Source organism: Aeromonas sp. R2-4 (assembly GCF_040908365.1).
Lineage (GTDB): Bacteria > Pseudomonadota > Gammaproteobacteria > Enterobacterales > Aeromonadaceae > Aeromonas > Aeromonas veronii.
The window spans coordinates 48652-74064 of record NZ_JBFODO010000016.1 but is presented as its reverse complement, the minus strand read 5'-3'; the positions used below and the strand labels follow the sequence as shown (position 1 = coordinate 74064).

At 59.7% G+C, this 25413-nt stretch carries 23 protein-coding genes; 10 read left to right on the top strand and 13 right to left on the bottom strand.

The window, feature by feature from the left end; translation table 11 throughout:
* Nucleotides 1-7 precede the first annotated feature (7 nt).
* Together AB5Z05_RS08020 and AB5Z05_RS08015 are read right to left on the bottom strand one after the other, a co-directional pair.
* Nucleotides 8-1324, bottom strand: coding sequence for a 2-hydroxycarboxylate transporter family protein (locus AB5Z05_RS08020; RefSeq protein ID WP_368150950.1), 1317 nt, complete (start codon nucleotides 1322-1324; stop codon nucleotides 8-10).
* Between the two features lie 517 nt (nucleotides 1325-1841).
* Nucleotides 1842-2012, bottom strand: a complete 171-nt coding sequence (locus tag AB5Z05_RS08015; protein WP_162838752.1) for a hypothetical protein — start codon at nucleotides 2010-2012, stop codon at nucleotides 1842-1844.
* Nucleotides 2013-2310: 298 nt separating this feature from the next.
* Here AB5Z05_RS08015 and slyA point away from each other — a divergent pair, with 298 nt between their 5' ends.
* The 6 genes from slyA (at nucleotide 2311) to AB5Z05_RS07985 (ending at nucleotide 7594) form a co-directional block, all read left to right on the top strand.
* Entirely contained in the window at nucleotides 2311-2823 is a 513-nt protein-coding gene (gene slyA, locus AB5Z05_RS08010; protein WP_368150947.1) for a transcriptional regulator SlyA, read from the top strand.
* Nucleotide 2824: 1 nt separating this feature from the next.
* Nucleotides 2825-3880 (top strand): HlyD family secretion protein, encoded by a 1056-nt coding sequence (locus tag AB5Z05_RS08005; protein WP_368150945.1) that lies wholly within the window; start codon nucleotides 2825-2827, stop codon nucleotides 3878-3880.
* A complete protein-coding gene (locus AB5Z05_RS08000; RefSeq protein ID WP_368150943.1) occupies nucleotides 3870-4967 on the top strand; it encodes a DUF2955 domain-containing protein in 1098 nt (365 codons plus the stop codon). Before AB5Z05_RS08005 ends, AB5Z05_RS08000 begins: the two co-directional genes overlap by 11 nt.
* 207 nt (nucleotides 4968-5174) lie before the next feature.
* On the top strand, nucleotides 5175-5903 hold the full coding sequence (locus AB5Z05_RS07995; RefSeq protein ID WP_368150941.1) for a substrate-binding periplasmic protein: 729 nt from the start codon (nucleotides 5175-5177) through the stop codon (nucleotides 5901-5903).
* A gap of 362 nt (nucleotides 5904-6265) precedes the next feature.
* The gene (locus AB5Z05_RS07990; RefSeq protein WP_236301720.1) at nucleotides 6266-7138 is read left to right on the top strand and encodes a beta-1,6-N-acetylglucosaminyltransferase; all 873 of its coding nucleotides are present in this window, start codon (nucleotides 6266-6268) and stop codon (nucleotides 7136-7138) included.
* A 99-nt stretch (nucleotides 7139-7237) separates the two neighbouring features.
* Entirely contained in the window at nucleotides 7238-7594 is a 357-nt protein-coding gene (locus AB5Z05_RS07985) for an MliC family protein (protein ID WP_236341501.1), read from the top strand.
* A gap of 56 nt (nucleotides 7595-7650) precedes the next feature.
* Here the strand turns inward: AB5Z05_RS07985 and AB5Z05_RS07980 are convergent, their stop codons facing one another.
* The 4 genes from AB5Z05_RS07980 to nrdD all read right to left on the bottom strand — a co-directional run bounded on the left by AB5Z05_RS07980 (nucleotide 7651) and on the right by nrdD (nucleotide 11182).
* Nucleotides 7651-8043 (bottom strand): TonB family protein, encoded by a 393-nt coding sequence (locus AB5Z05_RS07980; RefSeq protein ID WP_005358848.1) that lies wholly within the window; start codon nucleotides 8041-8043, stop codon nucleotides 7651-7653.
* Nucleotides 8044-8219: 176 nt separating this feature from the next.
* The gene (locus AB5Z05_RS07975) at nucleotides 8220-8390 is read right to left on the bottom strand and encodes a YqaE/Pmp3 family membrane protein (RefSeq protein WP_005338440.1); all 171 of its coding nucleotides are present in this window, start codon (nucleotides 8388-8390) and stop codon (nucleotides 8220-8222) included.
* 64 nt (nucleotides 8391-8454) lie between these two features.
* A complete protein-coding gene (gene nrdG, locus AB5Z05_RS07970) occupies nucleotides 8455-8964 on the bottom strand; it encodes an anaerobic ribonucleoside-triphosphate reductase-activating protein (protein ID WP_201986938.1) in 510 nt (169 codons plus the stop codon).
* 100 nt (nucleotides 8965-9064) lie between these two features.
* On the bottom strand, nucleotides 9065-11182 hold the full coding sequence (gene nrdD / locus AB5Z05_RS07965; protein WP_368150938.1) for an anaerobic ribonucleoside-triphosphate reductase: 2118 nt from the start codon (nucleotides 11180-11182) through the stop codon (nucleotides 9065-9067).
* 444 nt (nucleotides 11183-11626) lie between these two features.
* Here nrdD and AB5Z05_RS07960 point away from each other — a divergent pair, with 444 nt between their 5' ends.
* A complete protein-coding gene (locus AB5Z05_RS07960; protein ID WP_005338444.1) occupies nucleotides 11627-12601 on the top strand; it encodes an ABC transporter substrate-binding protein in 975 nt (324 codons plus the stop codon).
* 81 nt (nucleotides 12602-12682) lie between these two features.
* Here the strand turns inward: AB5Z05_RS07960 and ligA are convergent, their stop codons facing one another.
* The 3 genes from ligA to AB5Z05_RS07945 all read right to left on the bottom strand — a co-directional run bounded on the left by ligA (nucleotide 12683) and on the right by AB5Z05_RS07945 (nucleotide 19348).
* Nucleotides 12683-14689: an NAD-dependent DNA ligase LigA gene (gene ligA, locus AB5Z05_RS07955; RefSeq protein ID WP_368150936.1), complete on the bottom strand. Its 2007-nt coding sequence runs from the start codon at nucleotides 14687-14689 to the stop codon at nucleotides 12683-12685.
* A 99-nt stretch (nucleotides 14690-14788) separates the two neighbouring features.
* Nucleotides 14789-15958 carry a cell division protein ZipA gene (gene zipA / locus AB5Z05_RS07950; protein ID WP_368150934.1) on the bottom strand — a complete coding sequence of 390 codons (1170 nt, stop codon included), beginning with the start codon at nucleotides 15956-15958 and terminating at the stop codon, nucleotides 14789-14791.
* A gap of 15 nt (nucleotides 15959-15973) precedes the next feature.
* Nucleotides 15974-19348, bottom strand: a complete 3375-nt coding sequence (locus AB5Z05_RS07945) for an AAA family ATPase (protein ID WP_368150933.1) — start codon at nucleotides 19346-19348, stop codon at nucleotides 15974-15976.
* Nucleotides 19349-19562: 214 nt separating this feature from the next.
* Between AB5Z05_RS07945 and cysZ the strand changes: the two genes are divergently transcribed.
* Nucleotides 19563-20327 (top strand): sulfate transporter CysZ, encoded by a 765-nt coding sequence (gene cysZ, locus AB5Z05_RS07940; RefSeq protein WP_005338455.1) that lies wholly within the window; start codon nucleotides 19563-19565, stop codon nucleotides 20325-20327.
* A 146-nt stretch (nucleotides 20328-20473) separates the two neighbouring features.
* A complete protein-coding gene (locus AB5Z05_RS07935; protein ID WP_124929975.1) occupies nucleotides 20474-21088 on the top strand; it encodes a trimeric intracellular cation channel family protein in 615 nt (204 codons plus the stop codon).
* A gap of 85 nt (nucleotides 21089-21173) precedes the next feature.
* On the opposite strand, the gene AB5Z05_RS07930 is transcribed toward AB5Z05_RS07935, so the two are convergent.
* The 4 genes from AB5Z05_RS07930 to AB5Z05_RS07915 all read right to left on the bottom strand — a co-directional run bounded on the left by AB5Z05_RS07930 (nucleotide 21174) and on the right by AB5Z05_RS07915 (nucleotide 24524).
* Complete coding sequence (locus tag AB5Z05_RS07930; protein ID WP_150997073.1) at nucleotides 21174-21425, bottom strand: DUF3862 domain-containing protein; 252 nt, start codon at nucleotides 21423-21425, stop codon at nucleotides 21174-21176.
* A gap of 47 nt (nucleotides 21426-21472) precedes the next feature.
* Nucleotides 21473-22018: a DUF882 domain-containing protein gene (locus tag AB5Z05_RS07925; RefSeq protein ID WP_005338458.1), complete on the bottom strand. Its 546-nt coding sequence runs from the start codon at nucleotides 22016-22018 to the stop codon at nucleotides 21473-21475.
* A gap of 164 nt (nucleotides 22019-22182) precedes the next feature.
* On the bottom strand, nucleotides 22183-23667 hold the full coding sequence (locus tag AB5Z05_RS07920) for a murein L,D-transpeptidase (RefSeq protein ID WP_368150930.1): 1485 nt from the start codon (nucleotides 23665-23667) through the stop codon (nucleotides 22183-22185).
* Between the two features lie 92 nt (nucleotides 23668-23759).
* The gene (locus AB5Z05_RS07915) at nucleotides 23760-24524 is read right to left on the bottom strand and encodes an ABC transporter substrate-binding protein (RefSeq protein WP_111900354.1); all 765 of its coding nucleotides are present in this window, start codon (nucleotides 24522-24524) and stop codon (nucleotides 23760-23762) included.
* A 316-nt stretch (nucleotides 24525-24840) separates the two neighbouring features.
* Here AB5Z05_RS07915 and AB5Z05_RS07910 point away from each other — a divergent pair, with 316 nt between their 5' ends.
* Nucleotides 24841-25386, top strand: coding sequence for a hypothetical protein (locus tag AB5Z05_RS07910; RefSeq protein ID WP_041202288.1), 546 nt, complete (start codon nucleotides 24841-24843; stop codon nucleotides 25384-25386).
* The last annotated feature ends 27 nt before the right edge of the window (nucleotides 25387-25413 follow it).

Below are 25413 nucleotides of genomic sequence, written 5' to 3'. Positions count from 1 at the left end.
TCCGGTATCAGGCGAGCAGGGAGATAAGGGCGGTGGCCAGGATCAGCATCACTGCGCCGCCGAGACGGGAGGAGATCTGGGCAAAGGGCATCAGCTTCATGCGCTGGGCCGCCGAGAGCACGGCTACGTCGCCGGTGCCGCCCATGTTGGCCATGCAGAGTCCGCCGGTGATGGCCGCCTCGATGGGATAGAAACCGATCATCCGGCCCACCAGCGCCGCGCCGAGGGCGCCACCGATCACGGTGACCATGACCAGCACGAAGTAGCTGATGGAAAAAGCGCTGATCAGCTCCGGAATACTGGTATAGGCGACGCCGATCCCCACCAGCAGGGAGGGGGTCAGGTTGCTCACCACAAACTGATACCAGTCGGCAGCCGCCTGCTCATAACGGCGCGGCAGCAGGCCGCTCACCTTGATAAAGGCAACCGCCAAAATCATCAGGGCGAAGGGGTGCATCGGGATAAAGTTGCCAAGCAGGGAGCCCAGCACAAACATGCTGGAGCTGATGAAAAGGCCCATACCCAGACTATGCAGGGTCGGCGCTTCGACCTGCTCTTCGGCGATGCTCTGGCTGTTTTCCTTGACCATCAACTTGCCGTTGCCGGTCAGGGAGGGGTAACGGCGACCAAGGCGCGCCAGCAGGGAGCCCACCAGAATGGCCAGGGTATTGGCGATCACCACCGCCGGTACCATGCGTGACAAGAGATCCGCACTGGACATCTGCATCGGGCCGGAGAGGATCTCCACCAGAGGCACCGCGCCAGCCCCCATGCCACCGCCCATGATGGGCAGGCCGATCAGCAGCACCGCATTCTTGAAGCCATACCCCATCAGGGAGCCGACCAGCCCCACGCTCAGCAGCGCCAGTGCGACGCCACCAAGAATGACCGGCAGGTAGCGCATGGCGGCATTTTTCAGCAAAGCGCCGCTCATGCCGAACACGGAGCCAGTCACCAGACTGGCGATAAAGAAGTTGAGAAAGCCTCCCTCCTTCATGAAGTTGGTGATGACCTGCCCCGCCTGCACCGGCAGCAGCTGATATTCAAACAGGGCGGCGCCGCCAAAGATGGCGAGGATGGTGCCGCCACCCAGATATTCACGGATCGGCATGATCCGCTCACCCAACTCGGTCAGCAGGGTGCCCAGCACAAACATCAGTGCCAGCGCACCGACCATGCCCAGCGGCAGCGAGCCGTTCCAGCCGGAAAAGAGAACGCAGGTCGCCAGCCCCAGAAATATAAAGAGCGGCATACCGGCAATTTGTTGGCCGCCCATAAAGGCGGCCTTTTCTTGTGTGGTTTGTAGGGGTGAGAGGTTTTTCATTGTTATGTACTCTGCGTGTGATTGTGGCCGCTACTTTATTGATCCCCCTCTCCCCTGTCGGTTAGCCAGACTGCAAAGCCATATAAAAACATTAAAAACTTAAACATCATGGTGCCTCCAACATGCGCAGCACAATAGAACACCAGACATCCGATACCCGACCAAGTCAGGAAATAAGGTGATAAAACGAGCGACCATAATGGCGGATATTTGGGTGATCAGTAGTAATAACGATGCGATGATCTCCCCCCTTCTGGCAAATAACAGAGCCAGATGACAAGCTCTGCGACCATTTATCGCCACAGCTCCTGTGAGTGATAATCAGCGGGCAATGTCATCGCCATAACGCGAGTGCCACGGCGTGCCACATCAGGGTTTGAGTCGGCGTGCAGGAAGCACACACGATGAAAAAGGGTGAGGAGAAAGATGCAAAAAGGGGAGATTGAAATAGTGATGAGCCAAGCCAGCGAATACCAGAGCACTGGCTTGAACTCACAAGGATCACACACGGTCAGGTCTATTCTGCCAACAACAATGGAATATTGGCGGGGTCAAAATCATGACTGATATCGGTACTTCTGATTGCGCCTTCCCGATTCACGCCATGGTGTGACTCTGCACCATATTCTCCATCACTCAACAGCGCTTCAATTGCCAGATACACACATCCACTGTCATATCCATCCACAACCCGTTTCCCCCTTGTTTTATAACCCCATCAATATTAGCGGATAAAAAAAGAGCTGCTCGCTGAAGCTGAAAATTTCATGAAAATAATCGCCGGATATCCTCCATTCACGGCGCAATATCCGAATCGGCAAGAGAGCCTCGAGTGGATCAGCCCCGAGAATAATATCAGGGGCTCGAATGCTGCTCGCCCTCACCAACGAAAGATCCGACCAGAAACATGATCAGCATCACACTATTTACTTAGCCTGCTAAACAAGTATGATAGTTAGCATGCTAAGTACATTGAGGATGAGAAGATGACGGATCTGGAAAGGTTGCGCGAGCTGTCGCTCGCCGAGCAGATAGCGCGGATGCACCGGCTATGGCGTACTGCCGCCGATCAGGAGCTGGCCCCCCTTGGCCTCACCCATCCCCGCTGGACCGCGCTGTGGAAGCTCTCCCGCATGGGGAGCCATGTCAGCCAGAAGACCCTGGCCGAAGCCCTCGAAATAGAACTGCCCTCCCTGATGCGCACCCTGGGCCAGCTGGAAGAGCAGGGACTGATTGAGCGCCACTGCTGCAGTCAGGACAAGCGGGCCCGCATCGTCTGCGTGACCCCGGCCGGCCAGACCCTGCTCGATCAGATCGCCGACCGCATCATGAATATCCGCCGCGAGCTGCTGGGGGGCATCGATGAGCAGACCCTGCAGCTGTTTGAAGCCACGGTGCAGCGGATCTCGGCCAACGCCCTCAGCAAAATTGAACAACACCACGACCGACAGGCCCGAGGCGATACAAGCCCTCCCGAGCCCGACACAGAGAGAGAATAAGATGACTCCGGATCAACAATTTACCCGCTGGATCAAATGGTCCATGGCTGGCTTTGCCACATTGTTTGCCTATTTTCTGATAGCCGACCTGCTGATGCCCCTCACCCCTCAGGCGATGGCGACCCGGGTGGTCACCAAGCTGGCCCCCCAGGTGAGCGGCAAGGTGATCGAGGTCGCCGTTCACAACAACCAGCAGGTCAAGAAAGGAGATCTGCTGTTCAGGCTGGATCCGGCCCCTTTTGAACTGGCAGTGGAGCAGGCCCGCCTTGCGCTGGCACAGGCCGAACAACAGAACAGTGAACTGGATGCCGCCCTGACCGCCGCCGTTGCCGAGATCAACGCCAAGGAGACGCTGGCCAGCCAGAAGTGGCGCGAGGCTGAGCGCATCGATGCGCTCTACCAACGTCACATGGTTTCGCTGCAACAAAAAGATGAAGCTGACAGCGCCCTGCGCAGCGCCCAGGCAAACCTGCGCGCCAGTCAGGCCAAACTGGCCCAGCTCAAGGCCAGTCGTGGCGTGACCGGTGAGGATAATCTGTTGCTGCGCCAAGCCCGCAACAAGCTGGCGCAAGCGCAGCTGGCCCTCTCTTACAGCCAGGTTCACGCGGATCAGGATGGCACCATCACCAACCTGCAGCTCAAGCCGGGCAGCATCGCCAGCGCGGGCAGCCCGCTGCTGGCGCTGGTGTCGGAACAGGTGGACGTCATTGCCGATTTTCGGGAGAAGAGCCTGCGCCATATCGGTGAGCAAACCCGCGCACTGGTCGCCTTCGATGGCGAGCCGGGTCAGCTCTATCCTGCCCGGGTAAGCAGTCTGGATGCTGGAGTGAGCGCCGGTCAGTTTGATGCCAATGGTAGACTGGCCGCGCCGGTGGAGTCTGATCGCTGGGTTCGGGATGCCCAGCGGATGCGGCTGCACCTCGAGCTGGAGCAGCTCCCCGACCATCTGCCAGCCGGGGCGCGGGCCACGGTACAACTGCTGCCGGACAATGCCCTGACCGCCATGCTGGCACGAGGCCAGATCCACCTGCTCAGCCTGCTCCATTATGTCTACTAACCACGCCACTCACCCGTCGGCCAATACTGCCCCAGCCCACCTCGTCGGTGGTGCTGCCACCCACCTCTGGTATCGGCCCCTCACCGGCAACGAGCTGCGCCAGTGCCTGCGCATCGCCTTTGGCTGCACCACGGGCTTTCTGCTCTGCAAGCTGTTTGGCTGGAATTACGGGGTCTTCTATACGGTCACGCCGGTGCTGTTGCTGGGGATGGTGCCTGTAATAAATGGCCATGCCGCGCGCCAGCTGATCGCGGCGGCGGTGGTCTGTGGGGTGGAGGTCGGGCTGCTGGGGGGGCTGTTTGGCAGCCATCCGGCGCTGATGACTCCCATCGCCTTTCTGCTGTTTCTCTACCGTTTCGCCGCCATGTCGCGGGGCAGCCTGTTTCTGTTCGGGGCCAACGGGGTGCTGAGCCTCAGCATCATGCTGCACTTTGCCAGCTATCCGCAGACCGACCTCAACGACCTGATCCTCAACAATATCTGGGCGAGCCTGCTGTCGGTGCTGATCGCCTACCTGATGACCATGCTGATCCCGGATGTGGAGGCCAGACCCAAGCCCTCCTCGGCCCCCAAGGCACCGCACCGGATGCGCCATGAAGCCCTGCTGGGTGCCACGGTGGCCACCCTGTCGTTTCTGGTATTTCAGGTGTTTGACCTGCGCGACTCCATGTCTGCCCAGGCCACAACCCTGCTGGTGCTGTTCCCCATGCATTGGAACGGTGCGCTGAGTTATGCCCGCAAACGGGCGATGGGCACCTTGCTGGGTGTCACCTTCGGCTTGCTCGGCCAGCTGCTGCTCTATGACTGGTCAGGGCAACTGCTGCTGGTCGCTCCACTGCTGTGGCTCGGCGCCATGCTGTTCAGCCATGCCCACGTCAAGGAGGCAGGCGGCTCCGGAGTCGGCTTTGGCGCCCTCACTACCCTCGGCATCCTGTTTGGCCAGTACCTCACTCCGGGCAACGATCTGGTGTTCAGCGCCCTCTACCGGGTGAGCAGCATCCTGTTTGCCATCGTGGTCACCCTGCTGGCCTGCTACCTCGTCCACCGGTTGCTCAACCGCTTCGAGGCGACCCGCTTCGGTTATTGATTTCCTGTTGTAAGCACTGTTGTCAGCCCATGGATGAGCTCGTTTTGCCCCGTCGCCTGCCGGGGCGTTTTTTTCTCTCCCTCGTGTGCCTCCCTTGTCATCCCCCCACCACCACAGCTCAGCGCAGAAGTACGGCTATGCTTGTAAGGCTGCTGTCGATGAGGTGTACCTATGGTCGCGTTGTTAAAAAAATGGCTGGTTTGTCTGATGCTGTTGGCTACCAGCCCGCTCGGGGCAACCCCGCTTGTCATTGGCGCCGAAGATGACTGGGCCCCCTACTGCGAGCGCGACAAGGACAATGAGGATGACCAGCCACGCGGACTGGCGCCTGAGCTGGTCAAGGCGGTGTTCGCCGCCGAAGGGATCGAGATTGTCTTTCGCACCCTCCCCTTCGCCCGCTGCATGCACGATGCGAAAAGCGGCAAACTTGCGGGGTGCTTCAACGCCACCATCACCGAAGAGAACCGCTACCAGTACCACTGGCACGATACCCCCATGTTCGAGGAGGATCTTGCCATCTTCGCCCTTGCCAGCGACCCGCAACGGGATCTCAAGCTCACCTCGCTGGAAGGCAAGCGGGTGGGCATCACCCTCGGCTACACCTACCCTACCGATTTTATGGAGAACCCCAGGATCACCCGCTTTCAGGCCAAATCCGATGCCCAGATCCTCGAGATGCTGGTACGTGGCCGGGTCGACTACATCCTGATGAACGGCATGCCGGGCTACCTCAAGATCCAGCAGAAGCAGCTGACCGGCAAGGTGGTCAAGGTTGGCAAACTCTCCACTGATGGCTTCTGGCTTGCTTTCTCCCGCACCCATCCACGAGGAGAGGAAATGGCCAAACTCTTCGAGGAGGGGCTGCAAAAGATCAAGAACAATGGCACCTACGAAGCGCTGGTACGAGATTTCGAGGCCAAACTCGGACTCCATTGAACAGTTTTCATCCTGTAACGGCGATATATGACCCCGCCCGTCCCAACCATGCTACTGTAGACTCTCACTTATCGGCCACTTGTGCTCTGCACCTGATGACAGGTTTGTCATGCAAAAGAGCCAACCGCCTGGGCACCCCTTGCCCCCCCTCATCCTCAACCTGACGTCGCCAGACCGGCTGTATTGACCCGATGCTATAAGGCGCATCTCCCCCTGTCGCAGCCAGTCCTCACTATTGTCATATGCGTTTCACTCTCTTTTATTGCGGCAGCGGTCAGCCCGACAGGAACCTGCTTCACGCCATCCGCCTGAGGCGACCTGCCGTTTGGCGAGGCCCTGCCGCCAACACAGGACACACAGCCATGATTGCCTACCTCATTCTGGTTCATCGCTATCCCGCCCAGTTCAAGCGCCTGTTCAAGGCGATCTACCACGACAGTAATCACTACCTGATCCACGTCGACAAAAGCTCGGGCCCGGAGCTTCAGCAGGAGATCGCCCGCTTCCTCAGCGACTATCCCAATGCCTCGCTGCTCGCGAGCAAGAATGCACTGTGGGGAGGATACAGTCTGGTGGATGCCGAATTGCGCGGCATAGCGGCACTGCTGAAACAGGGTGTGGAATGGGAATTCTTTATCAATCTGAGTGCCCAGGACTTTCCGCTGCGCACCCAGGGGCAGATCCACCGCTTCTTGCGCGGCCATCGCGGCAAGGATTTCCTCAAAGTCCTCGATCAGCGCAAGCTGCGCCCAGATACGCTGCACCGCATCGACCACTATGTGACCGAGACGGATCAGGAGCTGATCTGTGAACCGGTCGCCACCCGCCCCTATCTGGAGGGAGTCACCCCCTACATTGGCAATCAGTGGATGATCCTGAGCCGCGCTTTCTGTGAATTTGTCAGCCACAGCCCCGAGGTGGATCGCTTCAAAGCATTCTACCAGCACACCCTGATCGCCGATGAGGGGTTCTTCCAGACGGTGATCATGAATACCAGCTATCAGGGACGGATCGTCAACGACGACAAGCGGGCCATCGACTGGATCCCCATGGGAGACATCAAGCTGAGGCCACGGGACTATCTGGCAGAAGATGCCACGGCACTGCTGCAAAGCGAGCACCTGTTTGCCCGCAAGTTCGACGAAACCATCGACAGCCAGATCCTCGACATTCTGGAAGGGGTGCTGGCACAACCGGTGGCAAATAGCGCCCGAGCAGTGCCTGCGCTGGCATGAGGATCCGGACAACTACCGACGCAGACGCCAGACCAGCCATTGCAGATCAGCTTCAAGCTGTTAGTCTCATGCTCGGATGACATAAATGGGACTGCAATCATGAAAAAAGCTCATATGATGACCATCGGCATGCTGGCGATGGGGGGACTCGCCGGTTGCAATCAGGGCAATACCCTCTCCGTCACCGGTGGTGAACCGATCAGTTACCAGTGCGAGCAGGGCAAGAAGGTGCAGGTTCGCTATTTCGCACTCTCCGACGAGAGCCTCAGCTTTATCAAGCTGTCGCTGCCGGACGGCAAGGATTACACCCTGCCCCAGGCCGTCTCGGCCTCCGGCGCCCGCTATACGGACGAGCACGAAGCCGTCTGGTGGAACAAGGGGGATGAGGGCTTTGTCGAGCTGCGGGATCAGGATGGCGAGTGGCAGACCGCCTACAACGACTGCAAACAGCAATAAACGTGACCCCGGCCTGGCCGGGGTCTCTCTTTCTCTGGCATCAGAGTGGTGGGGGATCAGTTGATCTCGATTTCGAAGCGGTTGGTCACCTCGACCGGAATGGCATCCGGGTTGCCCTCTGCCGGGCTGTAGCGGATCCGCGAGAGGGTTGCCAGCGCGCTCTGCTCCAGCTCGCCGGGGGGCTCGGCCGCCACCACTTCCGGCTTGACCGGCGTGCCGCTGGCGTCGATTTGATAGCGAACTTCCACATACCCCTTGACCGGTTTTGCCGGCAGGGCGGGCTCGTCATTACCAAGCCATGACCACTGCTTCTCCTGAACCCAGTAGCTGGACAACTGCTCGAGAGGGATAGCGATCGGAGCGCGCTCGTGCGCCACCTCCTGACGGGATGAGCACCCCAGCAACAGTGTCACTGCCAGACCTGACCATACTGCGACTTTCCACTTCATGTAACGCTCCTTGTTCTTTGCCGGTGCTTGTTGCCGGACTGCGGGCCGCTCAACGCGGCCCGCTTGGTCAGTCACCCATCCTAACGAAAAAGTATTCGTATGAACATGAACAAAAGGGCCAACCCCGAGAGGTTGGCCCTTTTATCGTCAATAAGCTCACTAACCATACGCTGGCATCAGCCGCGCTTGTCGCTCACCACCAGCCAGAGCGCATGCACCATGCCCGGCAGACCGCCCATCAGGGTCAGCACTATGTTGATTAAAAAGTGCAGGCTAAAGCCCACTTGGATAAACGCGCACACCGGGGGCAGGAAAATGGCCAGCAGGATCTTGAGCAGATTGTTCATCTCGGCTCTCCTCTTCATGAATGTCGTCAGGATTGGAATGGGCTAACCATAAACATCCCGGGCTTCAACTGCAAACCAGACAGGGAATTCGCTCACCCGCATCACGCCAGGCGTTGAGGTCGTGGATCTTCTGATTGCTGCTGCCACGCCAGAGCAGGCCGGGGTCTGCCAACTCCTTTTCATACTTGCCATCCACCAGCACATCCAGCAAGGCCACCAGCTCACGCTGGGCCTCTGACAGTTCGCCGAGCAGATAACCGGTCCAGCACCAGATATCCTTGCCCGGACACTCGGCGCGCACCCGTTTCACCAGCGCCAGCACGTGGGGCACGTTGGCCGGGTGGAGCGGATCGCCGCCGGAGAGCGACAGACCTCGCCGTTTGATGCGGCTGTCGTTGAGGTCGCTAATGATGCGATCGCTCATCGCCTCATCGAACGGCTTGCCGCCATCGAGCCGCCAGGTGCTCTGGTTGTAGCAACCCGGGCACTGATGCTCACAACCGGAGACAAACAGGGTGGCACGGGTGCCGGGGCCGTTAATCACATCGACCGGGTAGTATTGGTGGTAGTGCATCGCATGTTTCCTGCCTCGTTCACGGGAAGGCGGCATGGTTGCCGCCTTCCAATGAAAATGGCCCCTTGAGTCAGGGGCCAGCTCTTCATCGCCTGTGCGCTTACATATGTTTGACGCGGCGCTTCACCTCTTCCTGCTTGCCCGCATTGAAGGGGCGCGCATCGGGGCTACCGAGGTAGCCGCAGACACGGCGGGTCACCGACACCTTGGCCGGGTCGTGGTTGCCGCAGCGCGGGCAGGTAAAGCCCTTGGAGGTGCACTCGAATTCGCCGGTAAAGCCGCAGTCGTAGCACTCGTCGATGGGGGTGTTGGTACCGTAATAGGGCACCTTGTCATAGCTGTAGTCCCAGACGTTTTCGAGCGCTTCCAGATTGTGCTGGATGTTGGGGTACTCGCCGTAGCAGATGAAGCCACCGCTGGCGATGGGCGGATAGGGCGCCTCGAAGCCCAGCTTGTCGTACGGGTTGACCTGTTTCTCCACATCGAGGTGGAAGCTGTTGGTGTAGTAACCCTTGTCCGTCACGCCGGATACCACGCCAAACTCTTTGGCATCGATGCGGCAGAAACGGGTGCAGAGGTTCTCGCTCGGGGTGGAGTAGAGGCTGAAGCCGTAGCCAGTCTCCTCTTTCCACTCGTCAATGGCTGCCCTGAGACGGGCGATGATGGCGATGGCCTTCTGTTGCAGCTCAGCGCTGTCAAACAGGTGCACCTTGTCACCAAACAGGGCGTTGATGGTCTCGTGAACCCCGATATAACCGAGGGAAATGGAGGCGCGGCCGTTCTTGAAGATCTCGCTGACGTTGTCGTCCGCCTTGAGGCGCACGCCGCAAGCCCCTTCCATATAGAGGATCGGTGCAACCCGTGCTTTCACCCCATCCAGACGGGTGATGCGGTACATCAGCGCCTTCTTTGCGACCCGCAGGGAGGCATCGAGACGATCCCAGAAGTCCGCTTCGTCACGGGATTTCAGGGCTATGCGCGGCAGGTTGAGGCTCACGACACCCAGGTTGTTGCGACCTTCGTGGATCAGCTCGCCATTCTCCTCGTAGGCACCGAGGAAGGAGCGGCAACCCATGGGGGTCTTGAAGGAGCCGGTCACTTTCACGACCTGGTCGTAGTTGAGGATGTCCGGATACATCCGCTTGGAGGCACACTCCAGCGCCAGCTGCTTGATGTCGTAGTTGGGATCGCCCTGCTTGTGGTTGAGGCCATCCTTGATGGCAAACACCAGTTTCGGGAACACAGCGGTCTTCTTGTTCTTGCCAAGACCAGCGATACGGTTGCTGAGGATGGCGCGCTGGATCATCCGCGACTCCCAGCTGTCCCCCAAGCCAAAGCCAAAGGTGACAAACGGCGTCTGACCGTTGGCGGTGTGCAGGGTGTTGACCTCGTACTCCAGCGACTGGAAGGCGTCGTAGCACTCTTTCTCGGTGCGGGCCATGGCGTAGGCTTCTACGTCGGCAATGCCCCACTCTTCGGCCACTTCACGGTGCTTCTGCCAACTGATGGTCACATAGGGGGCCAGCACTTCGTCGATGCGGTTGATGGTGGTGCCGCCATAGATGTGGCTCGCCACCTGGGCGATGATCTGGGCGGTCACCGCCGTGGCGGTGCTGATGGATTTCGGGGTATCGATCTCCGCATTGCCCATCTTGAAGCCGTGGGTCAGCATCCCTTTCAGATCGATCAACATGCAGTTGAACATCGGGAAGAAAGGTGAGTAATCGAGATCGTGGAAGTGCAGATCACCGCTCTCGTGGGCCTGAACCACATCACGGGGCAGCATGTGGCTGGTGGCATAGTGCTTGGCGACAATACCGGCCAGCAGGTCGCGCTGGGTCGGGATCACCTTGGAGTCTTTGTTGGCATTCTCGTTGAGCAGGGCAGCATTGGTCTGCTCGACCAGACCGCGGATCTCCTGCGCCAGACGGCCGCGCGCCTCGCGAGCCTGATCCCTGTCGTGGCGATATTCGATATAGGCACGGGCGATGGCCTTGTCGTCGGAAGCCATCAGGTGGTTTTCGACCCGGTTCTGGATCTCGTGGATATCAACTTCACCACGCCCTTCCAGCTCCTGACTCACCGCATTGGCAATGCGGGAGGCGAGTGCCGGATTGGCCTGATTGACCGCTTCCGCCGCTCGGCTGACCGCCTCTGCAATCAGCTGGGCATTGAATGGTGCGCGACATCCGTCACGTTTGATCACAACCGGTTTCATGGATTTTCCCCGTTAAAAGGCCAGGCATTTGCCTCTGGCTCACCCTTGTTGGGCCCCCCTCCCGGCATCTCATCCTGGACGCAAATAAATTCAGCCGAGGCTTGACAAGCCTGGGCTGAAGATAGGAAGGGAACAGCTTATACACAGCTTAATAACACAACATATAGGGATTAAAAACGAATGCATCCCTATATGTGGTGTCTATTAGGCACCAAAGCGCAGCCTCATTTCTTGATCCAGAACAGGTTTTTCAGCGAGCGGGACAGTTCACGACCAACCCAAAAGAGCCCCATTCAAATCCAATCTCAAGCAGGGTGCGGGCTGGCGTCCGATCCACCCACCCGAAAAAAATCGCCCCCCGCCGCACCGGTTTCGAGATGACAGCGTCAACCAAAACCGCCCATACTGAACAAGAACTCTCTCCCCCTCGACAAGGGACAACCCATGCGCACCTCCCTGCTATTGCTACTGCTATCCACCCTCTCTCTGCCGCTCTGGGCCGCCAACATTCTGGTGATCAGCAGCTACCATCCCGAATACCTGTGGGACCAAAGCTACAACAAAGGGCTGCTCGATGGCTTGCAGGGGGAGCACAAGATCACCCACTTCTATATGGATACCAAACGCCATCCACGGGAGAAGTTCGACGAAATCGCCCAGCAAGCCATCGCCTTTTATCTGAAGAGCAAACCGGATCTGGTGGTACTGGGGGATGACAACGCCATCAACTATCTGGCCAACGAGATCGCCTCGCTGGGTACCCCGGTGGTCTTTCTCGGCATGAACGAGAACCCCCGCCTCAAGGGCTTTGTCGGCCACCCCAAGATCACCGGCGTGCTGGAGCGCCCCCTGCTCAAGCGCAACATCAGCGAAATAAGCCAGATGATGGGGGGGCTCGACAAAGCACTGGTTCTGTTTGATTCCAGCAATGTGGCCCTCACTGCCATTGAGGATGAATTCAAGACCCAGACCGAGCTGCGGGTCGGTCAGACCCGGATCAACAGCCAGCTGATGGGGGATTACAGCCTCTGGCAGGAGGCGGTGCTCAACGCCAAGAAGAACGGCTATCAGGCGATCTTCCTCGGCCTCTACCACACGCTGGTCGATGACAATGGCAAGCATGTGAGCGAAAAGACGGTGTTGGAGTGGACCAGCGCCAACACGCCGGTGCCGCTCTTCTGTTTCTGGGAATTTACCGTCGGCAAGGGGATGGCCATCGGCGGGCTGGTGCTGGACGGCCACGATCAGGGGATACAGGCAGCCAGCCTCATCAACACCATACTGGCGGGCACCCTGCCCCGTACCATCTCCCCGCGCGCGGCCCTGCGCGGCGAATATGTCTTCAGCAAGAGCGAGCTGGCCCGCTGGCAGCTCACCGTGCCCGACAAATGGCGCCACAAGATCCTCTGGCGTGAGTAACCGCCGAAACAAAAAAGAGAACCCGGCCATGCCGGGTTCTCTTTTATCAGGAGCTGCGGTTAGCAAGCTTGGTGAGGGCTATCAGCCCTGCAACGCCTGTTGCAGCTCCTCTTCGGTCCAGATGGTAATGCCGAGCTCCTGCGCCTTGGTCAGCTTGGAACCGGCCGCTTCCCCCGCGACCAGCACATCGGTCTTGGCAGATACCGAACCCGCCACCTTGGCCCCCAGCGCCTGCAATGCCGCCTTGGCGTCGTTGCGCGACAAGGTGGTCAGGGTGCCGGTCAGCACGAAGGTCTTGCCGGCAAAGGGTTGCTCCGCGGCCTCTTTCTTCTCGATAGCCGGCCAGTGGATGCCGGCAGCCAGCAGAGCCTCCAACACCTCCACGTTGTGGGGCTGACGCAAGAAGTAGTAAACATGCTTGGCCACCACCTCGCCCACATCGGCCACGTCGAGCAGCTGCTCCACCGATGCAGCGCGCAGGGCATCCAGCGTGAGGAAGTGGTTGGCAAGGTTGAGCGCAGTCGCCTCCCCCACTTCGCGGATCCCCAGAGCAAACAGGAAGCGCGGCAAGGTGGTACTGCGCGCAGCATCGATGGCGGCTACCAGATTGAGGGCCGATTTTTGCCCCATCCGCTCAAGACCGGCCAGCTGGATGGCATTGAGGCTGAACAGATCCGCGGGGGTCTTCACCAACCCCTTGTCCACCAACTGCTCGACAATCTTGTCGCCAAGGCCATCCACGTCCATGGCGCGACGGGCGGCGAAGTGCTTGATCGCCTCCTTGCGCTGCGCCTCGCAGAACAAGCCACCGGAGCAGCGGGCAACAGCCTCTCCTTCCAGCCGCTCGACCGCAGAGCCACAGACCGGACACTCGGTCGGGAAGAGGATCGCGCGGGCGTCGCTTGGGCGCTGCGCCTCCACCACGGCGACGATCTGCGGGATCACATCCCCCGCCCGGCGCACGATCACCGTATCGCCGATCATCACGCCGAGGCGCTCAATCTCGTCAGCGTTGTGCAAGGTGGCGTTGGAGACGGTGACGCCGCCGACAAACACCGGTTTGAGCTTGGCGACCGGGGTCACGGCGCCGGTGCGGCCGACCTGAAACTCGACGTTCTCAAGCAGAGTCATCTCCTCCTGCGCCGGGAACTTGTGGGCGGTCGCCCAGCGCGGCGCCCGGGCCACAAAGCCCAGCTCCTCTTGCAGGGGGATGGCATCGACCTTGTAGACCACGCCATCGATCTCATAAGGGAGCTCGCCACGACGGGCCAGAATGTCGTCGTGGAACGACTGACAACCGGCGGCCCCCTCTTTGAGTTTCACCTCGGGACTAAGCGGCAGCCCCCACTCCTTGAGCTGATTGAGGCGACCAAAGTGAGAGTCACCGAGCAGCTCTCCGCCAACACCGACACCGTAAGCGTAAAAGCTCAGGGGACGGCTGGCGGTGATGCGTGAGTCGAGCTGACGCAGGCTGCCGGCAGCGGCGTTGCGCGGGTTGACGAACACCTTCTCGCCTGCGGCCAGTGCCTTGGCATTCATCGCCTCGAAACCGGCCTTGGGCATAAAGACTTCGCCACGCACTTCCAACCGCTCGGGCCAGCCAGAGCCCCGCAATGCGAGCGGAATGGCCTTGATGGTACGCACGTTCTCGGTGATCTCCTCACCGGTGGCTCCATCGCCCCGGGTGGCCGCCTGCACCAGCTGACCATTTACATAGAGCAAGCTCACCGCCAGACCATCGAGCTTGGGCTCGCAGCAGAAGGTGAAACGCACGTCACGCTTGAGGCGATCGCTCATCCGTTGTTCGAACGCCTGCAACTCTTCGCTGCTAAAGACGTTATCCAGACTCAGCATGGGGATCTCGTGGCGCACCTGACTGAAGGCGGTCAGCGGCTGACCGCCGACCCGCACGCTGGGGGAAGCCGGGGTTTTCAGCTCGGGGTGGTCAGCCTCCAGCGCGATCAGTTCGCGCATCAGACGGTCGTATTCGGCATCCGGCACTGTGGGGTTATCCAGCACATAGTACTGATGACCATATTCGGTAAGCAGTTCACACAATTGACGGTGGCGGGAGAGGATATCGCTCATGAAAAAGTCTCGAAGTGTGATTGAACATCCGGCCGGGGTAGAAACAAAAATGCGGTACCAGGGTACCGCACTTTTTCTTCACTCGACCCGCATGGCGTATTAGTCGCGACTGGCCTCGTAGGCAGCCAGCTCGTGACGGTAACGGGCAATGGTCTCGTCGCTCAGCGGGCTGCGATCCATATCTGTCAGCATGGCATCGAGATCGCTGGCCAGCTGATCGGCAGCTTGCAGCATATCCTCGAAGGCAAACGCGGCATTGCTGCGCAGCGGCAGTTGCATGAACAAAGAGACACCCGGCGTGGTGAACTGTTCCATCCGGTACGGGTTGAAGGTACCCGGCTTGACCATGTTGATCATGGAGAAGAGCACTTCACCCTTGCCGTTGGGATCTTCGTGACGGTGGAAAATATCCATCTCGCCAAACTTGAACCCCAGCGCCATCAGGGATGAGAGCAGGGTTGCACCTTGCAAGTCGTGACCCGGACGGCCCATCAGGTTGATGACATAGACATCCTGCCAGATCTTCTCGACCGGTTGGGGCGCCATGCGCGGCTCTTCCACCAAAGGTGCAGGTGCCACATAGGCCGGCTCTTCATACACAGGCTCGGGAGCCACATGACGGGGCTGCGGCTGATATACCGGCTCGGGAGCACGCACCGGTTCGGCACGAACGGTGTCGGCAGTACGGACTGTCTCTGCACGGGCACCAAAAGTCGGGGCAGTCGCATAGGCGGGCTCGACCAGCGGCTCGTCATCCAGCGACTGCATCATGGGCTCGCGCTGGGGACGGGAACGGTAGACCGGGGTACGACGATTGACCTGAGCAGGTTTGCGCACCGGCGCGGCGGGCGCCTCGTCGATCTCCTCGGGCAGCGGCTCATTGAACGCTTCTTCCTCTTCATAGACAGGAGGCGGCGGAACCGGGCGGGCAGCAGGCTTGCGCACTACGGGCGGCGGCAGATCGTCCTCGTCATCTTCATCATCAAAGGCGGGGACGGCAGGGCGACGACCGAGTTCCGGCTGGCGGCTCTCTTCACTGCGCAGCTTGGGCTCGGCGCGACGGCCACCACTGACCACGCGTACCTGGCCGATGCCATCGCTGTCGAAGGCGTCGTTATCACGATCCCGCGACTTGGAGTCCATCCGTCCAATCGGTTTCTCTTTGATCGGTGCCTGACGATTCTTTTTGTTGCTCCACAACCCGTGAATGAGCAATGCCGCAATAGCAATACCGCCCAGGGCAACCAAGATGTAACGCAATTCCTGCATTAGCTGCTTCTCTTTCTAGTTTTGCTCAGCCAAAGCGACGGCTTCACCGATATCGACCGACACAATGCGAGAAACCCCGGGCTCTTGCATCGTGACGCCAACCAGCTGCTCAGCCATCTCCATGGAGACCTTATTATGACTGATGTAAACGAACTGTACTGTGCTCGACATCTCTTTGACAAGAGAACAGAAGCGACCGACGTTCACTTCATCGAGCGGTGCATCCACCTCATCCAGCAGACAAAAAGGTGCTGGGTTGAGTCTGAAGATGGCAAAAACCAGCGCAAGCGCGGTTAACGCCTTCTCCCCCCCGGAAAGCAGGGCAATGGTAGCATTCTTCTTACCCGGAGGTCTCGCCATGATGCTCACTCCGGCCTCCAAAAGATCATCGGAGGTAAGCTCAAGCCAGGCACTGCCCCCACCGAACACTTTTGGAAACAGGGATTTTAAATCTTCGTTGACCTTATCGAAAGTGTCCCGGAACCGTATTTGTGTCTCTTTATCAATTCTTTTAATGGCTTGGCTCAAGGTTTCCAGCGCTTGCTCGAGATCCTGACACTGATTTTCAAGATAGGTTGCCCGGGTTTTCGCCTCTTCGTACTCCTCCAGCGCCGCCAGGTTGATGGCGCCGAGCGCCTCCACTTGCCCCTCCAGAGTTTGGATCTCCTGCCGCAGCTTGCTGCGATCAGCGGCGATCAACACTGCCTGATCGAGATCTACCAGTCGAACCCCCAGCTCTTCGAACTGCTCGTGCAGCCCCTGTCGACGGGTGAGGTTGCGTTCGCGCTCAAGACGCAGGGTTGCCAGCTTCTCCTGCAACGTCACCAGCTGCTTGTGATCGGCACTTCTGGCCTGCTCCAGCTCACCGAGCTGGCGCTCCAGCTCCGCAAGCCGTTGATGACAGGCGAGCTGCTGCGCCTCCAGATTGCGCTGCTCGGCCAGCAGGGGCGCCAGATCCGGCACGGCCTCGCTATCCGGCCCTTTCAGCCCGGCCAGCTCCAGCCCAAGCCTCGCCAACTCCTCTTCGCCCAAGGTAATGAGTTGGCGCAGATTACCCAACTCCATTTGCAAACGCTGGCAGACCGCTTGTTGCTGTTCGCGGCGTACACGGACCTCGTCGACCGCCCGCTCGCAGCGGGTCAGCAGCTCCTGAGCAACCTGTAACCCTTGCGTCAGCGGCTCCCCCTGCTCCTGCAACTCGGCAAGGCGCGCCTCATCGAGTTCCAGTTGTTCACGGGCGCTGGCCAGTCGCTCTGCCTCTTCGGCCTGCTCCTGATCAAGCCGGATCAGCTCTTCGCCGAGCTGACCGAGCCGCTGCAACCGCTCCTGCCGCTGACCCTGTTGCAGGCTCCAGGCTTCGCGCAGTTGTTGCCATTTCTGCTCTTGCTCGCGCAAGGTTCGCTGCGACAACTCCTGCGCACTGGCAAGCTGGGCGCGCCGGGCATCGGCAGCAACAAGTTGCTCGCTCAGCTGTGCCAGCCCCTCGGCAACCCTCTCCTGCTCGGTATGCAACCGCTCACGCTCACCCAGCAGCGCCATGGTGCCAAGCGCCCCGCCCTGCCCCAGATCTGCCCAGTTTGGCCCCAGCCAGTCGCCAGCAGGAGTCAGTACCGACTCACCGGCCGCAAGGCTTGGCTGGCGGGCCAATGCGGCTTCCCGGCTCTCCACCAGCCAGATGGCATTGAGGAAGGCGGGAATGTGCTCACCGCCCAGTTGCGCCGCCAGCGTACCGGCAACCGCCGGTTGCGCCGGGCCAATCCAGAGTCCCTCTTGCGCCAGATTGCACTCGTCCGCCGGCGTTGCGGTGAGCCAGCGACCCAGCACCTTGTCGAGTGCCTGTGCCCACTCGGGGGCAACCTGCAACCGGTCGGCCAGGGTCGCCCCCTCCATCTGTTCGCCGAGGATCTGATCCAGCGTCGCCAGCCGCGCCTCCAGTTCCCGCTGCAGGCTCAACTGCTGGCCATGCTGCTGCTTGAGTTGTTCATGGGCGTCGACCGCCTGCGCCAGCTGCTCGGTCAGCTCGCCATTGGCCGCCCGCGTCAGCTCCAGCTCGCTACTCAGCGCATCGAGGGCCGGTTGCAGGTCATCGGCCTCAGCGCCGAGGGGGCCCGCGCGTTCATCTTCCAGCTTGAGGCGCGCCAGCCGGGTCTTGGCTTGCAGTTCCTGCAGGCCACCCAACCGGGTACGGGTCTGATTGAGCTGCCCCTGCAACCCGGCCAACTGTTGCTGCCACTGCTGCTGGCGCAGGCGGGCCTGCTCCAGCCCCTCGCTAGCCTGCTGGCGGGCCTCCTGCTGCTCGGTGAGCAACTGCTCACACTGCTCCAGCCGGGCGCTCTCCTGCTCGGCGCGCAACACCCCTTCGGTCAGTTGATCCTGCTGGCTGGCAAGCTGAGCCTTGCGGGTGGCGCTCCGCTCGCCCAGCGCCTCTGCACGGGCCTGCCAGTCGCGCCCCAGTTCACTCTGGTGCAATTGCTGTTGCTCGAGACGGGCGATGGCCTGCCCGCCGAGAAAAATCTGTTGCTGACGGCTCGCCTGCTCGGCTTGCGCCTCTTGTCTGGCGACCGACAGGGTGACGTGGCGCCCCTCATCGGCGGTGCGCTTGGCATCGAGCGCCGCCAGCGCCTGCTCGGCTTGCGCCAGTTCGGTTTTGGCCTCGCCAAGGCGCGTCTCCAGCGCCCACAACTCGGAGCCAATCAGCTCGGCGCGAGCTGCGCGCGAACGACTCTTGAGCTGTTTGTAGCGCTCGGCGGTCTCGGCCTGGGCTTTGAGGTGGTCAAGGCGCGAGCCCAGCTCGCCGCGAATATCGCCGAGGCGCTCCAGGTTCTCCTGGGTGTGACGAATGCGCTGTTCGGTCTCGCGGCGCCGCTCCTTGTAGCGGGAAACCCCGGCGGCCTCTTCCATAAAGAGCTTGAGATCGGCCGGACGTGACTCCACCAGTCGGCTGACAGTGCCCTGCTCGATGATGGCGTAGCTGCGGGGGCCAAGACCGGTGCCGAGGAAGAGGTCGGTCACATCCTTGCGGCGGCACTTCTGGCCGTTGATCTGATAGTGGTTGGAGCCGTCGCGCAGCACTTCGCGGCGCACCGAAATCTCGGTAAAGCGGCCGAACTCACCGGGCACCCGGTTGTGGGGATTGTCGAACACCAGCTCGACCGAGGCGCGCCCGTGCGCACTGCGATTGATGGAGCCGTTGAAGATGACATCGGTCATGTTCTCGCCGCGCAGATGGCGGGCGGAGCTCTCCCCCAGCACCCAGCGCACCGCGTCGATGACGTTGGATTTGCCACAGCCGTTGGGGCCCACCACGGCGGTCATGTCTGCCGACAGTTCGATGCGGGTCGGCTCGACGAACGACTTGAAGCCGGCGAGTTTGATCAGTTTCAGACGCATGGCGACCTGTATCAGTGGCTAAATAAAGAGGATGCGGGCAGGTGACTTTACCAAATCCAGACCCGGCTTTGTTTGTAATATGCAGGCATCATCCCCATTCAATGCCCGATTTTCAGTCGCCACGGCACGAAATAAGGAATAGTCGGCGACTTTACCAAATCAAAGGCTTGTTTGTAATATGCTGGCAGTTCTCCCATGCATAGATGGAGCTCACATGAGCCAATCACCCCATATGGTCAAAGATTCAATCAGCGGTGCAGACTACTTTCTGCGCGGTTTTTCCCTTATTCGCCAACCGGGCATCCGCACCTTTGTGCTGATCCCCCTGCTGGTCAACTTCGTGCTGTTTGCCGGGGCCTTCTATGCCCTGCTGCTGCAACTGGACGGCCTGTTCGCCTGGCTCCATCAGCAGATCCCCGCCTGGCTCGACTGGCTGGACTATCTGCTGTGGCCCATCGCGCTCATCACCATCCTGGTGGTCTTCTCCTTTATCTTCAGCTCGGTTGCCAACTGGGTAGCCGCTCCCTTCAACGGCCTGCTGGCGGAGAAGGTGGAGCAGATCCTCACCGGTCAGCCCGCCAATGACAGCGGCATGCTGGATATCGTCAAGGATGTGCCACGCACCTTCGGCCGCGAATGGACCAAGCTGAAGTATTACCTGCCCAAGGCCATCGGCTGCCTGATCCTGTTTCTGATCCCGGTGGTGGGCCAGACCCTGGCGCCGGTGCTCTGGTTCCTGTTCAGCGCCTGGATGATGGCGATCCAGTATGTGGATTATCCGTTCGACAACCACAAGATCGACTTCATTACCATGCGCGACGCCTTGAAGCAGCGCCGCGGCAAGTGCCTCAGCTTTGGCGCTTTGGTGACCCTCTTCTCCGCCATTCCGGTGGTGAACCTCTTCGTGATGCCGGTCGCCATCTGTGGCGCCACCGCCATGTGGGTCGATCACTACCGGCAGGAGCAGTTGGGGCGCTAACCCTTGAACATTGATTAGAAAAAGGCACCCGAAACGGTGCCTTTTTCGTATTTAGCATGAATTAAATTAATGCATGCATTCGATAGCTTGTCCCATATGACACGAGTTGGTAGGATTCTGGCCTTTCTCGTTCCCTGGGATATCTCATGTTACATGCACTCTTCTTGGTGGGCCTGGTGGCCGAAGGGATGACCGGCGCGCTGGCCGCGGGTCGGCGACGGATGGATCTGTTTGGTGTGGTGATCATCGCCTCGGCGACGGCCATCGGTGGTGGCACCATCCGCGATGTGCTGCTCGGCCACTATCCGCTGCTCTGGATTGAGCATCCGGAATACGTGCTACTGGTTGCCGCAGCCGCGATGGCAGGTGTGGTCTCCGCCCCCCTGATGCGCTATCTCGGCAAGCTGTTCATGGCCCTTGATGCCCTGGGACTGGTGGTCTTCTCCATCTTCGGTGCGGCCCGAGCGCTGGATATGGGCCACGGCGCCAGTATTGCCTGCATCATGGCGGTGGTGACCGGGGTCTTTGGCGGGGTGCTGCGGGATCTGCTCTGCCAACGGATTCCACTGGTATTTCGTCGCGAGCTCTATGCAGCCATTTCGCTGATCACCGCAGCCCTCTACTGTCTGGCGCTGGATCAGGGATTGCCGACCAACTGGGCCGCGTTCGGTTCCATCGGGATCGGCTTTGTACTGCGGCTGCTGGCGGTTCGCTTCAAGTGGGGTCTGCCCACCTTCAACTACCAGTACGCGACCCACTGAGTACGCCAGCGTCTGGCGAGGCGGGTTGGATTGCGAGCAACAAAAAAGCGCCCGAGCGGCGCTTTTTTCATGGACGGTCTGCGACTCAGTTAATCCCTTCCGAGCTGAAGAAGGTCGCCTTGTCGGCGATAAAGCGGATCTTGATGTTCTTCCCTTCCCCGCCCCAGAGGCAGCTGGTGGTGCCCAAGGCATCATCACAACGCTCCGCCTTGCCCAGAATGGCGCTGGCCTCGGCGTAGCTCATCCCCATCTTCAACTGGTCGTAATTTTCACGGTTGAGCTTGCTGCAACCGGTCAACAACAGGGCGATCAGGCCGCCAATCACTATCTTTTTCATCGCAATCTCCTCTCTGGTGGGAAGAGCTTGGCAGCTTGCCAACCCCTTTACCAGCTGCGCACCGGGCCGGTATCGAGGTGAACGAAGTTATCACGGGGATAGTAACCGACCCCACCCACCTTGAGCTGGAGCGCCGCCTTGCGCAGATGGGCCAGCTGTACGCCGGGGATCCGCACATCCACCGCCTGCCCCAGGGTGTGGTAGCTGTGCTTGGCCACGCCGCGGCTCTTGTGGCGCTTCTGACGATTGGTTGCCGGGGCGCGATAGCCGGAGATCAGCTGAATTTCACTGCGCCGACCCAGCTTGTGCTGCAACAGAAACAGTTGATCAAACAGCTTCTTGTCGATGTTGAACACTTCATTGCGCCGGTAATCGCGGAAGATGTGGTTGAGCTCGGCCAACCCGTCACTCAGATAGTGGCCATTTTCCCAATAGCTGGCGCGCACCCGCTCGCCGGTATTGAGATTGAAGAAACTGAGTTCACGCCCGGTGGTACTGCGGCTGGCCAGTGCAGGGAAGGAGATCAGCGAGCTGCCCAGCAGGCAACCGGCTCCCAGCAACAGGCGACGTCGACTTATCTCTTGTTCCAGCATAAGGGGTTCGTCCATCGCAGATTCAAGCGAAAATAGTTGAATAAGCTCACTGAGTGAATGTCATACAGGCGCTTGAAACTACCCTCCGGCGGGGGGGCCTGTCAAACCTCAATCGCCCACAGAAAAGCCCGGCACAGGCCGGGCTTTTCACTCTGTGGCAGGGATCACAGCAGGCGGCTCTGGAAGCTGACCCGATCAAATCCGTAGATGTCGTTACGCAATTGCTGGCGACCATTTTCGTCGATCCAGCTGCTCCAGTAGACGGTAAAGACCGGGATCGGCGTGGTGAGCGGCAACCATTTGGTCTGGCTCTCCTTGAGGATATTGGCCACCTTGTCCGGCTGATAGCGGGAGTCCGCCAACAACAGCTCGGCCAGATCGTCCGCATGTTCCACCCGGATGCAGCCTGAGCTGAAGGCGCGCGCCCCCTGCTCGAACAGCGCCTTGCGCGGAGTGGAGTGCAGATAGATGGCGTCATTGTTGGGCAGGTAGAACTTGTAGCGCCCCAGGGCGTTGTGATCCCCCGGCTTTTGCCGCAGGCGATAGGGGAAACCGGCGGCCAGCGCCTGATGCCACCCCTCTTCGGTGAACTGGACCGGATTGCCCTCGCTGTCGATCACCTCGAACTGCTCGCGACTCAGATAGGCGGGATCGCGACCCAGCTTGGGCAGGATGTCCTTGCTCAGGATGGAGCGCGGCACATGCCAGGAGGGATTGAGCACGATGGAGCGAATTTCGCTCGCCAGAATAGGGGTGGCCCGCTGCTCCTTGCCGACGATGACCCTGCTGGTAAACACCTCGTTGCCGGACTCCACCAGGCTCAGGCGGTAGTCAGGAATATTGACCAGCACGTAGCGGCCACCGGCGAGCTGATCGACCAGATCGCGACGCCACAGGTTGCGCAGCAGCAGGCTGGCGCGCACTTGCGGGCCGGTATTGAGCCAGGAGCGGGTCTGACGACCGATAATGCCGTCCGCGGTGAGACCGTGACGACGCTGGAACTGCTTGATGGCCTGCTCGGTATCACCATCGTAAATCTGATCACCATGGCTCGGGGCGCTGTCACCCAGCTCGTTGAGCATGGCGCGGATCTGGCCAAGCTCGGCGGAGCTCTCTCCGGCACGCAGGGTCGGCATATCGAGGGTCGGCCACTTGCTGGCCATCGGCATTGCCAGCAGTTTGTGCACTTTGGCCCGCACCGCCTCGTATTCCGCCACCTGGGGGCGCAGGGATTTCACCTGGGTGAGCAGGTCATCATCGCTGGGTTGGGTCACTACAGGGCGGTTCAAATCGAGCTTGAGAGTCTTCATCTGCTCGCGCGAGACCAGATCCATCCCCCGCCAGGCGTGCTGGAAACGGCTCAGCTTGGTAAAAATGTCGTCATAGATGGCACCACGCTTGTCTGCAGGGGTGGCCTGCAGGCGCTTCCACAGCGTGAAAAAATCGGGATGCAGCTGGGCAAGCACAGCCTCTTGCAACTGCTGCTCCAGCTCGACACGGGCCTGTTCGGCCTGACTGCCCTGATACCAGTCGTGTCCGGTTTCACTGGCCGCCACCACGACTTGTGCTTCGGTCGCATGTACCGCGCCAGCGGGCAAACATCCCAGCCACACCAGATTGGCAAGGGCCAGCCAATACTTCATCCCCATGGGTACCTCAAAACGGTTTGTTCACTCTGTCAGGCCTGACAAGCAGACCCGATGCTCAGGCCGCTCATGATGCGTGAACGGCCAATACTTTGCTAGCGCCCGGGGGCATAACGCTGCCAGATAATGTCATACGCATCTGTCTCCTTGAACCGCGCCAACGCCTGATTGAATTGTTGCAAGAATTGCGGCGAAAAGCTGCGCTTGCCCAACATAAAGAAGCTCGGCGATTCAGATACCACCATGGGGTGGCTGGTGAACAGACCGCTCATCCCCTCCTTGTTAAGGGCGCTGGGGGTAGCCAGCATGTCACCGAGGAAACCGTCGATCCGCCCGCGGGCCAGCTTCTCAAAATTTTGCTGGTCGCTCACCGCACTCACCTGTTTGGCATAGCGAGCGAGCAGCGACATCACTTCATCGCCATAGAAGTACTCTTTGGTGACGCCGAGGGAGTAACCATTGGCCAGCCAGCTCGCCAGATCCTGCTCGGGATAGTGGCTGCCCTTGCGGATCCACAGCAAGGTGCGCCCCGGGTTGTAGGAGTCGGAAAACCAGGCATAACGAGCGCGCTCATCATTGATATTCGCCTCCATCGCCATGTCTATCTCGCCATGCTCCATTTCGTGCAGTACCCGCTTCCAGGGCAGCTCCACATAGTTGACCTTGCAGTGCATGGAAGTGAGCACAGCCGTCAGCACCTCGGCGGCATAACCGCGCACCTCTTGCGGTGAGTCGGCTTCGTAATAATGGTAGGGGGGCCAGTTATCGTAACCGACCTGAATGGGCTCGGGACACAGGGCCTTGGCCAATGCCATTGGCGCCCATAATCCAAGCAGCAGACAGCAAGAGAGCCACTTCATATGTCATCCTTGACGAATAGGTGAGTCATCATAAATCGCCCCCTGCAAAATGGCGATAGAGGCCAGATGACTATCGCATCCGCTAGAAAATGACGCAGCAAAGCGCTTCTATTTACCAATTGCCCTGCCGGAGCGCCACTGGCAACCTGCGCCCCGCCAGACCTGTTTAACCGGGAAACAGCAACGTTTGGAACAGGGGTAAAAAGGGGTTAATATGTGACCAAATATTTTTTTGTGATCCACTATGCTTTTTTTGCAATTGGATTAGCATATGCGCGACATCGGCCTACCCATTCTGTCAGGCATAGAGAGTGATATGACGTACAAAAAGTTCGGTTTTTTGACTGCCATTCTGGCGTTAAGCGGTTTTTATCTTTACACCCTCTATCTGGCTGCTCACCCCAACGTGAGCCTGGCCTACAAACTCTATTATCTGGAAGGCAAGACACGCTTCTGGGAACACAACTCCAGCATGACCTACCAGCCGGGTAACGAGCTCAATCTGACCAAACCGAGCCGCTTCCTCTCCAGCGAAGGCTGGGCCAAGAAGCCGAGCGACGAAGGTACCCTGCTCAGCGGTCAGGGCGGTCTCTACTTTGTGCTGCCCAAGCAGGCGGCCAATCCGGATCAGCTTACCGTACAGGCCCGCATCAACAGCCCGGAAGCCGGTGCCCTGTTGAAAGTGGCGCTGGGTCACGACTTCACCACCACGGTGAAACTGGCCAAAGCGGGCATCAACGAAATTCGCCTCAGTCTGCCCGGCGACTCGCTCACGGCAGATCCCAAGCGCCCCAATTTTCTGGCGCTCTCGGCACCAACTCCCATCAATGTGCAGTCGGTACGTTTGACCGTAGCCCAGTGATCCTTGCCCCGAATACCATTTTATAAA

Excerpts from the sequence above, each read along its gene's own strand:
- AB5Z05_RS07985 (WP_236341501.1), top strand. The coding sequence starts at position 7,238 with ATGAAAAAAGCTCATATGATGACCATCGGCATGCTGGCGATGGGGGGA.
- AB5Z05_RS07935 (WP_124929975.1), top strand. The coding sequence starts at position 20,474 with ATGTTACATGCACTCTTCTTGGTGGGCCTGGTGGCCGAAGGGATGACC.
- slyA (WP_368150947.1), top strand. The coding sequence starts at position 2,311 with ATGACGGATCTGGAAAGGTTGCGCGAGCTGTCGCTCGCCGAGCAGATA.
- AB5Z05_RS07945 (WP_368150933.1), bottom strand. The coding sequence starts at position 19,348 with ATGCGTCTGAAACTGATCAAACTCGCCGGCTTCAAGTCGTTCGTCGAG.
- AB5Z05_RS08000 (WP_368150943.1), top strand. The coding sequence starts at position 3,870 with ATGTCTACTAACCACGCCACTCACCCGTCGGCCAATACTGCCCCAGCC.
- AB5Z05_RS07920 (WP_368150930.1), bottom strand. The coding sequence starts at position 23,667 with ATGGGGATGAAGTATTGGCTGGCCCTTGCCAATCTGGTGTGGCTGGGA.
- AB5Z05_RS07975 (WP_005338440.1), bottom strand. The coding sequence starts at position 8,390 with ATGAACAATCTGCTCAAGATCCTGCTGGCCATTTTCCTGCCCCCGGTG.
- AB5Z05_RS07910 (WP_041202288.1), top strand. The coding sequence starts at position 24,841 with ATGACGTACAAAAAGTTCGGTTTTTTGACTGCCATTCTGGCGTTAAGC.
- AB5Z05_RS07995 (WP_368150941.1), top strand. The coding sequence starts at position 5,175 with ATGCTGTTGGCTACCAGCCCGCTCGGGGCAACCCCGCTTGTCATTGGC.
- AB5Z05_RS07915 (WP_111900354.1), bottom strand. The coding sequence starts at position 24,524 with ATGAAGTGGCTCTCTTGCTGTCTGCTGCTTGGATTATGGGCGCCAATG.
- nrdD (WP_368150938.1), bottom strand. The coding sequence starts at position 11,182 with ATGAAACCGGTTGTGATCAAACGTGACGGATGTCGCGCACCATTCAAT.
- AB5Z05_RS07930 (WP_150997073.1), bottom strand. The coding sequence starts at position 21,425 with ATGAAAAAGATAGTGATTGGCGGCCTGATCGCCCTGTTGTTGACCGGT.
- zipA (WP_368150934.1), bottom strand. The coding sequence starts at position 15,958 with ATGCAGGAATTGCGTTACATCTTGGTTGCCCTGGGCGGTATTGCTATT.
- AB5Z05_RS07960 (WP_005338444.1), top strand. The coding sequence starts at position 11,627 with ATGCGCACCTCCCTGCTATTGCTACTGCTATCCACCCTCTCTCTGCCG.
- cysZ (WP_005338455.1), top strand. The coding sequence starts at position 19,563 with ATGAGCCAATCACCCCATATGGTCAAAGATTCAATCAGCGGTGCAGAC.
- AB5Z05_RS07980 (WP_005358848.1), bottom strand. The coding sequence starts at position 8,043 with ATGAAGTGGAAAGTCGCAGTATGGTCAGGTCTGGCAGTGACACTGTTG.
- AB5Z05_RS08005 (WP_368150945.1), top strand. The coding sequence starts at position 2,825 with ATGACTCCGGATCAACAATTTACCCGCTGGATCAAATGGTCCATGGCT.
- AB5Z05_RS07990 (WP_236301720.1), top strand. The coding sequence starts at position 6,266 with ATGATTGCCTACCTCATTCTGGTTCATCGCTATCCCGCCCAGTTCAAG.
- nrdG (WP_201986938.1), bottom strand. The coding sequence starts at position 8,964 with ATGCACTACCACCAATACTACCCGGTCGATGTGATTAACGGCCCCGGC.
- AB5Z05_RS07925 (WP_005338458.1), bottom strand. The coding sequence starts at position 22,018 with ATGCTGGAACAAGAGATAAGTCGACGTCGCCTGTTGCTGGGAGCCGGT.
- AB5Z05_RS08020 (WP_368150950.1), bottom strand. The coding sequence starts at position 1,324 with ATGAAAAACCTCTCACCCCTACAAACCACACAAGAAAAGGCCGCCTTT.
- ligA (WP_368150936.1), bottom strand. The coding sequence starts at position 14,689 with ATGAGCGATATCCTCTCCCGCCACCGTCAATTGTGTGAACTGCTTACC.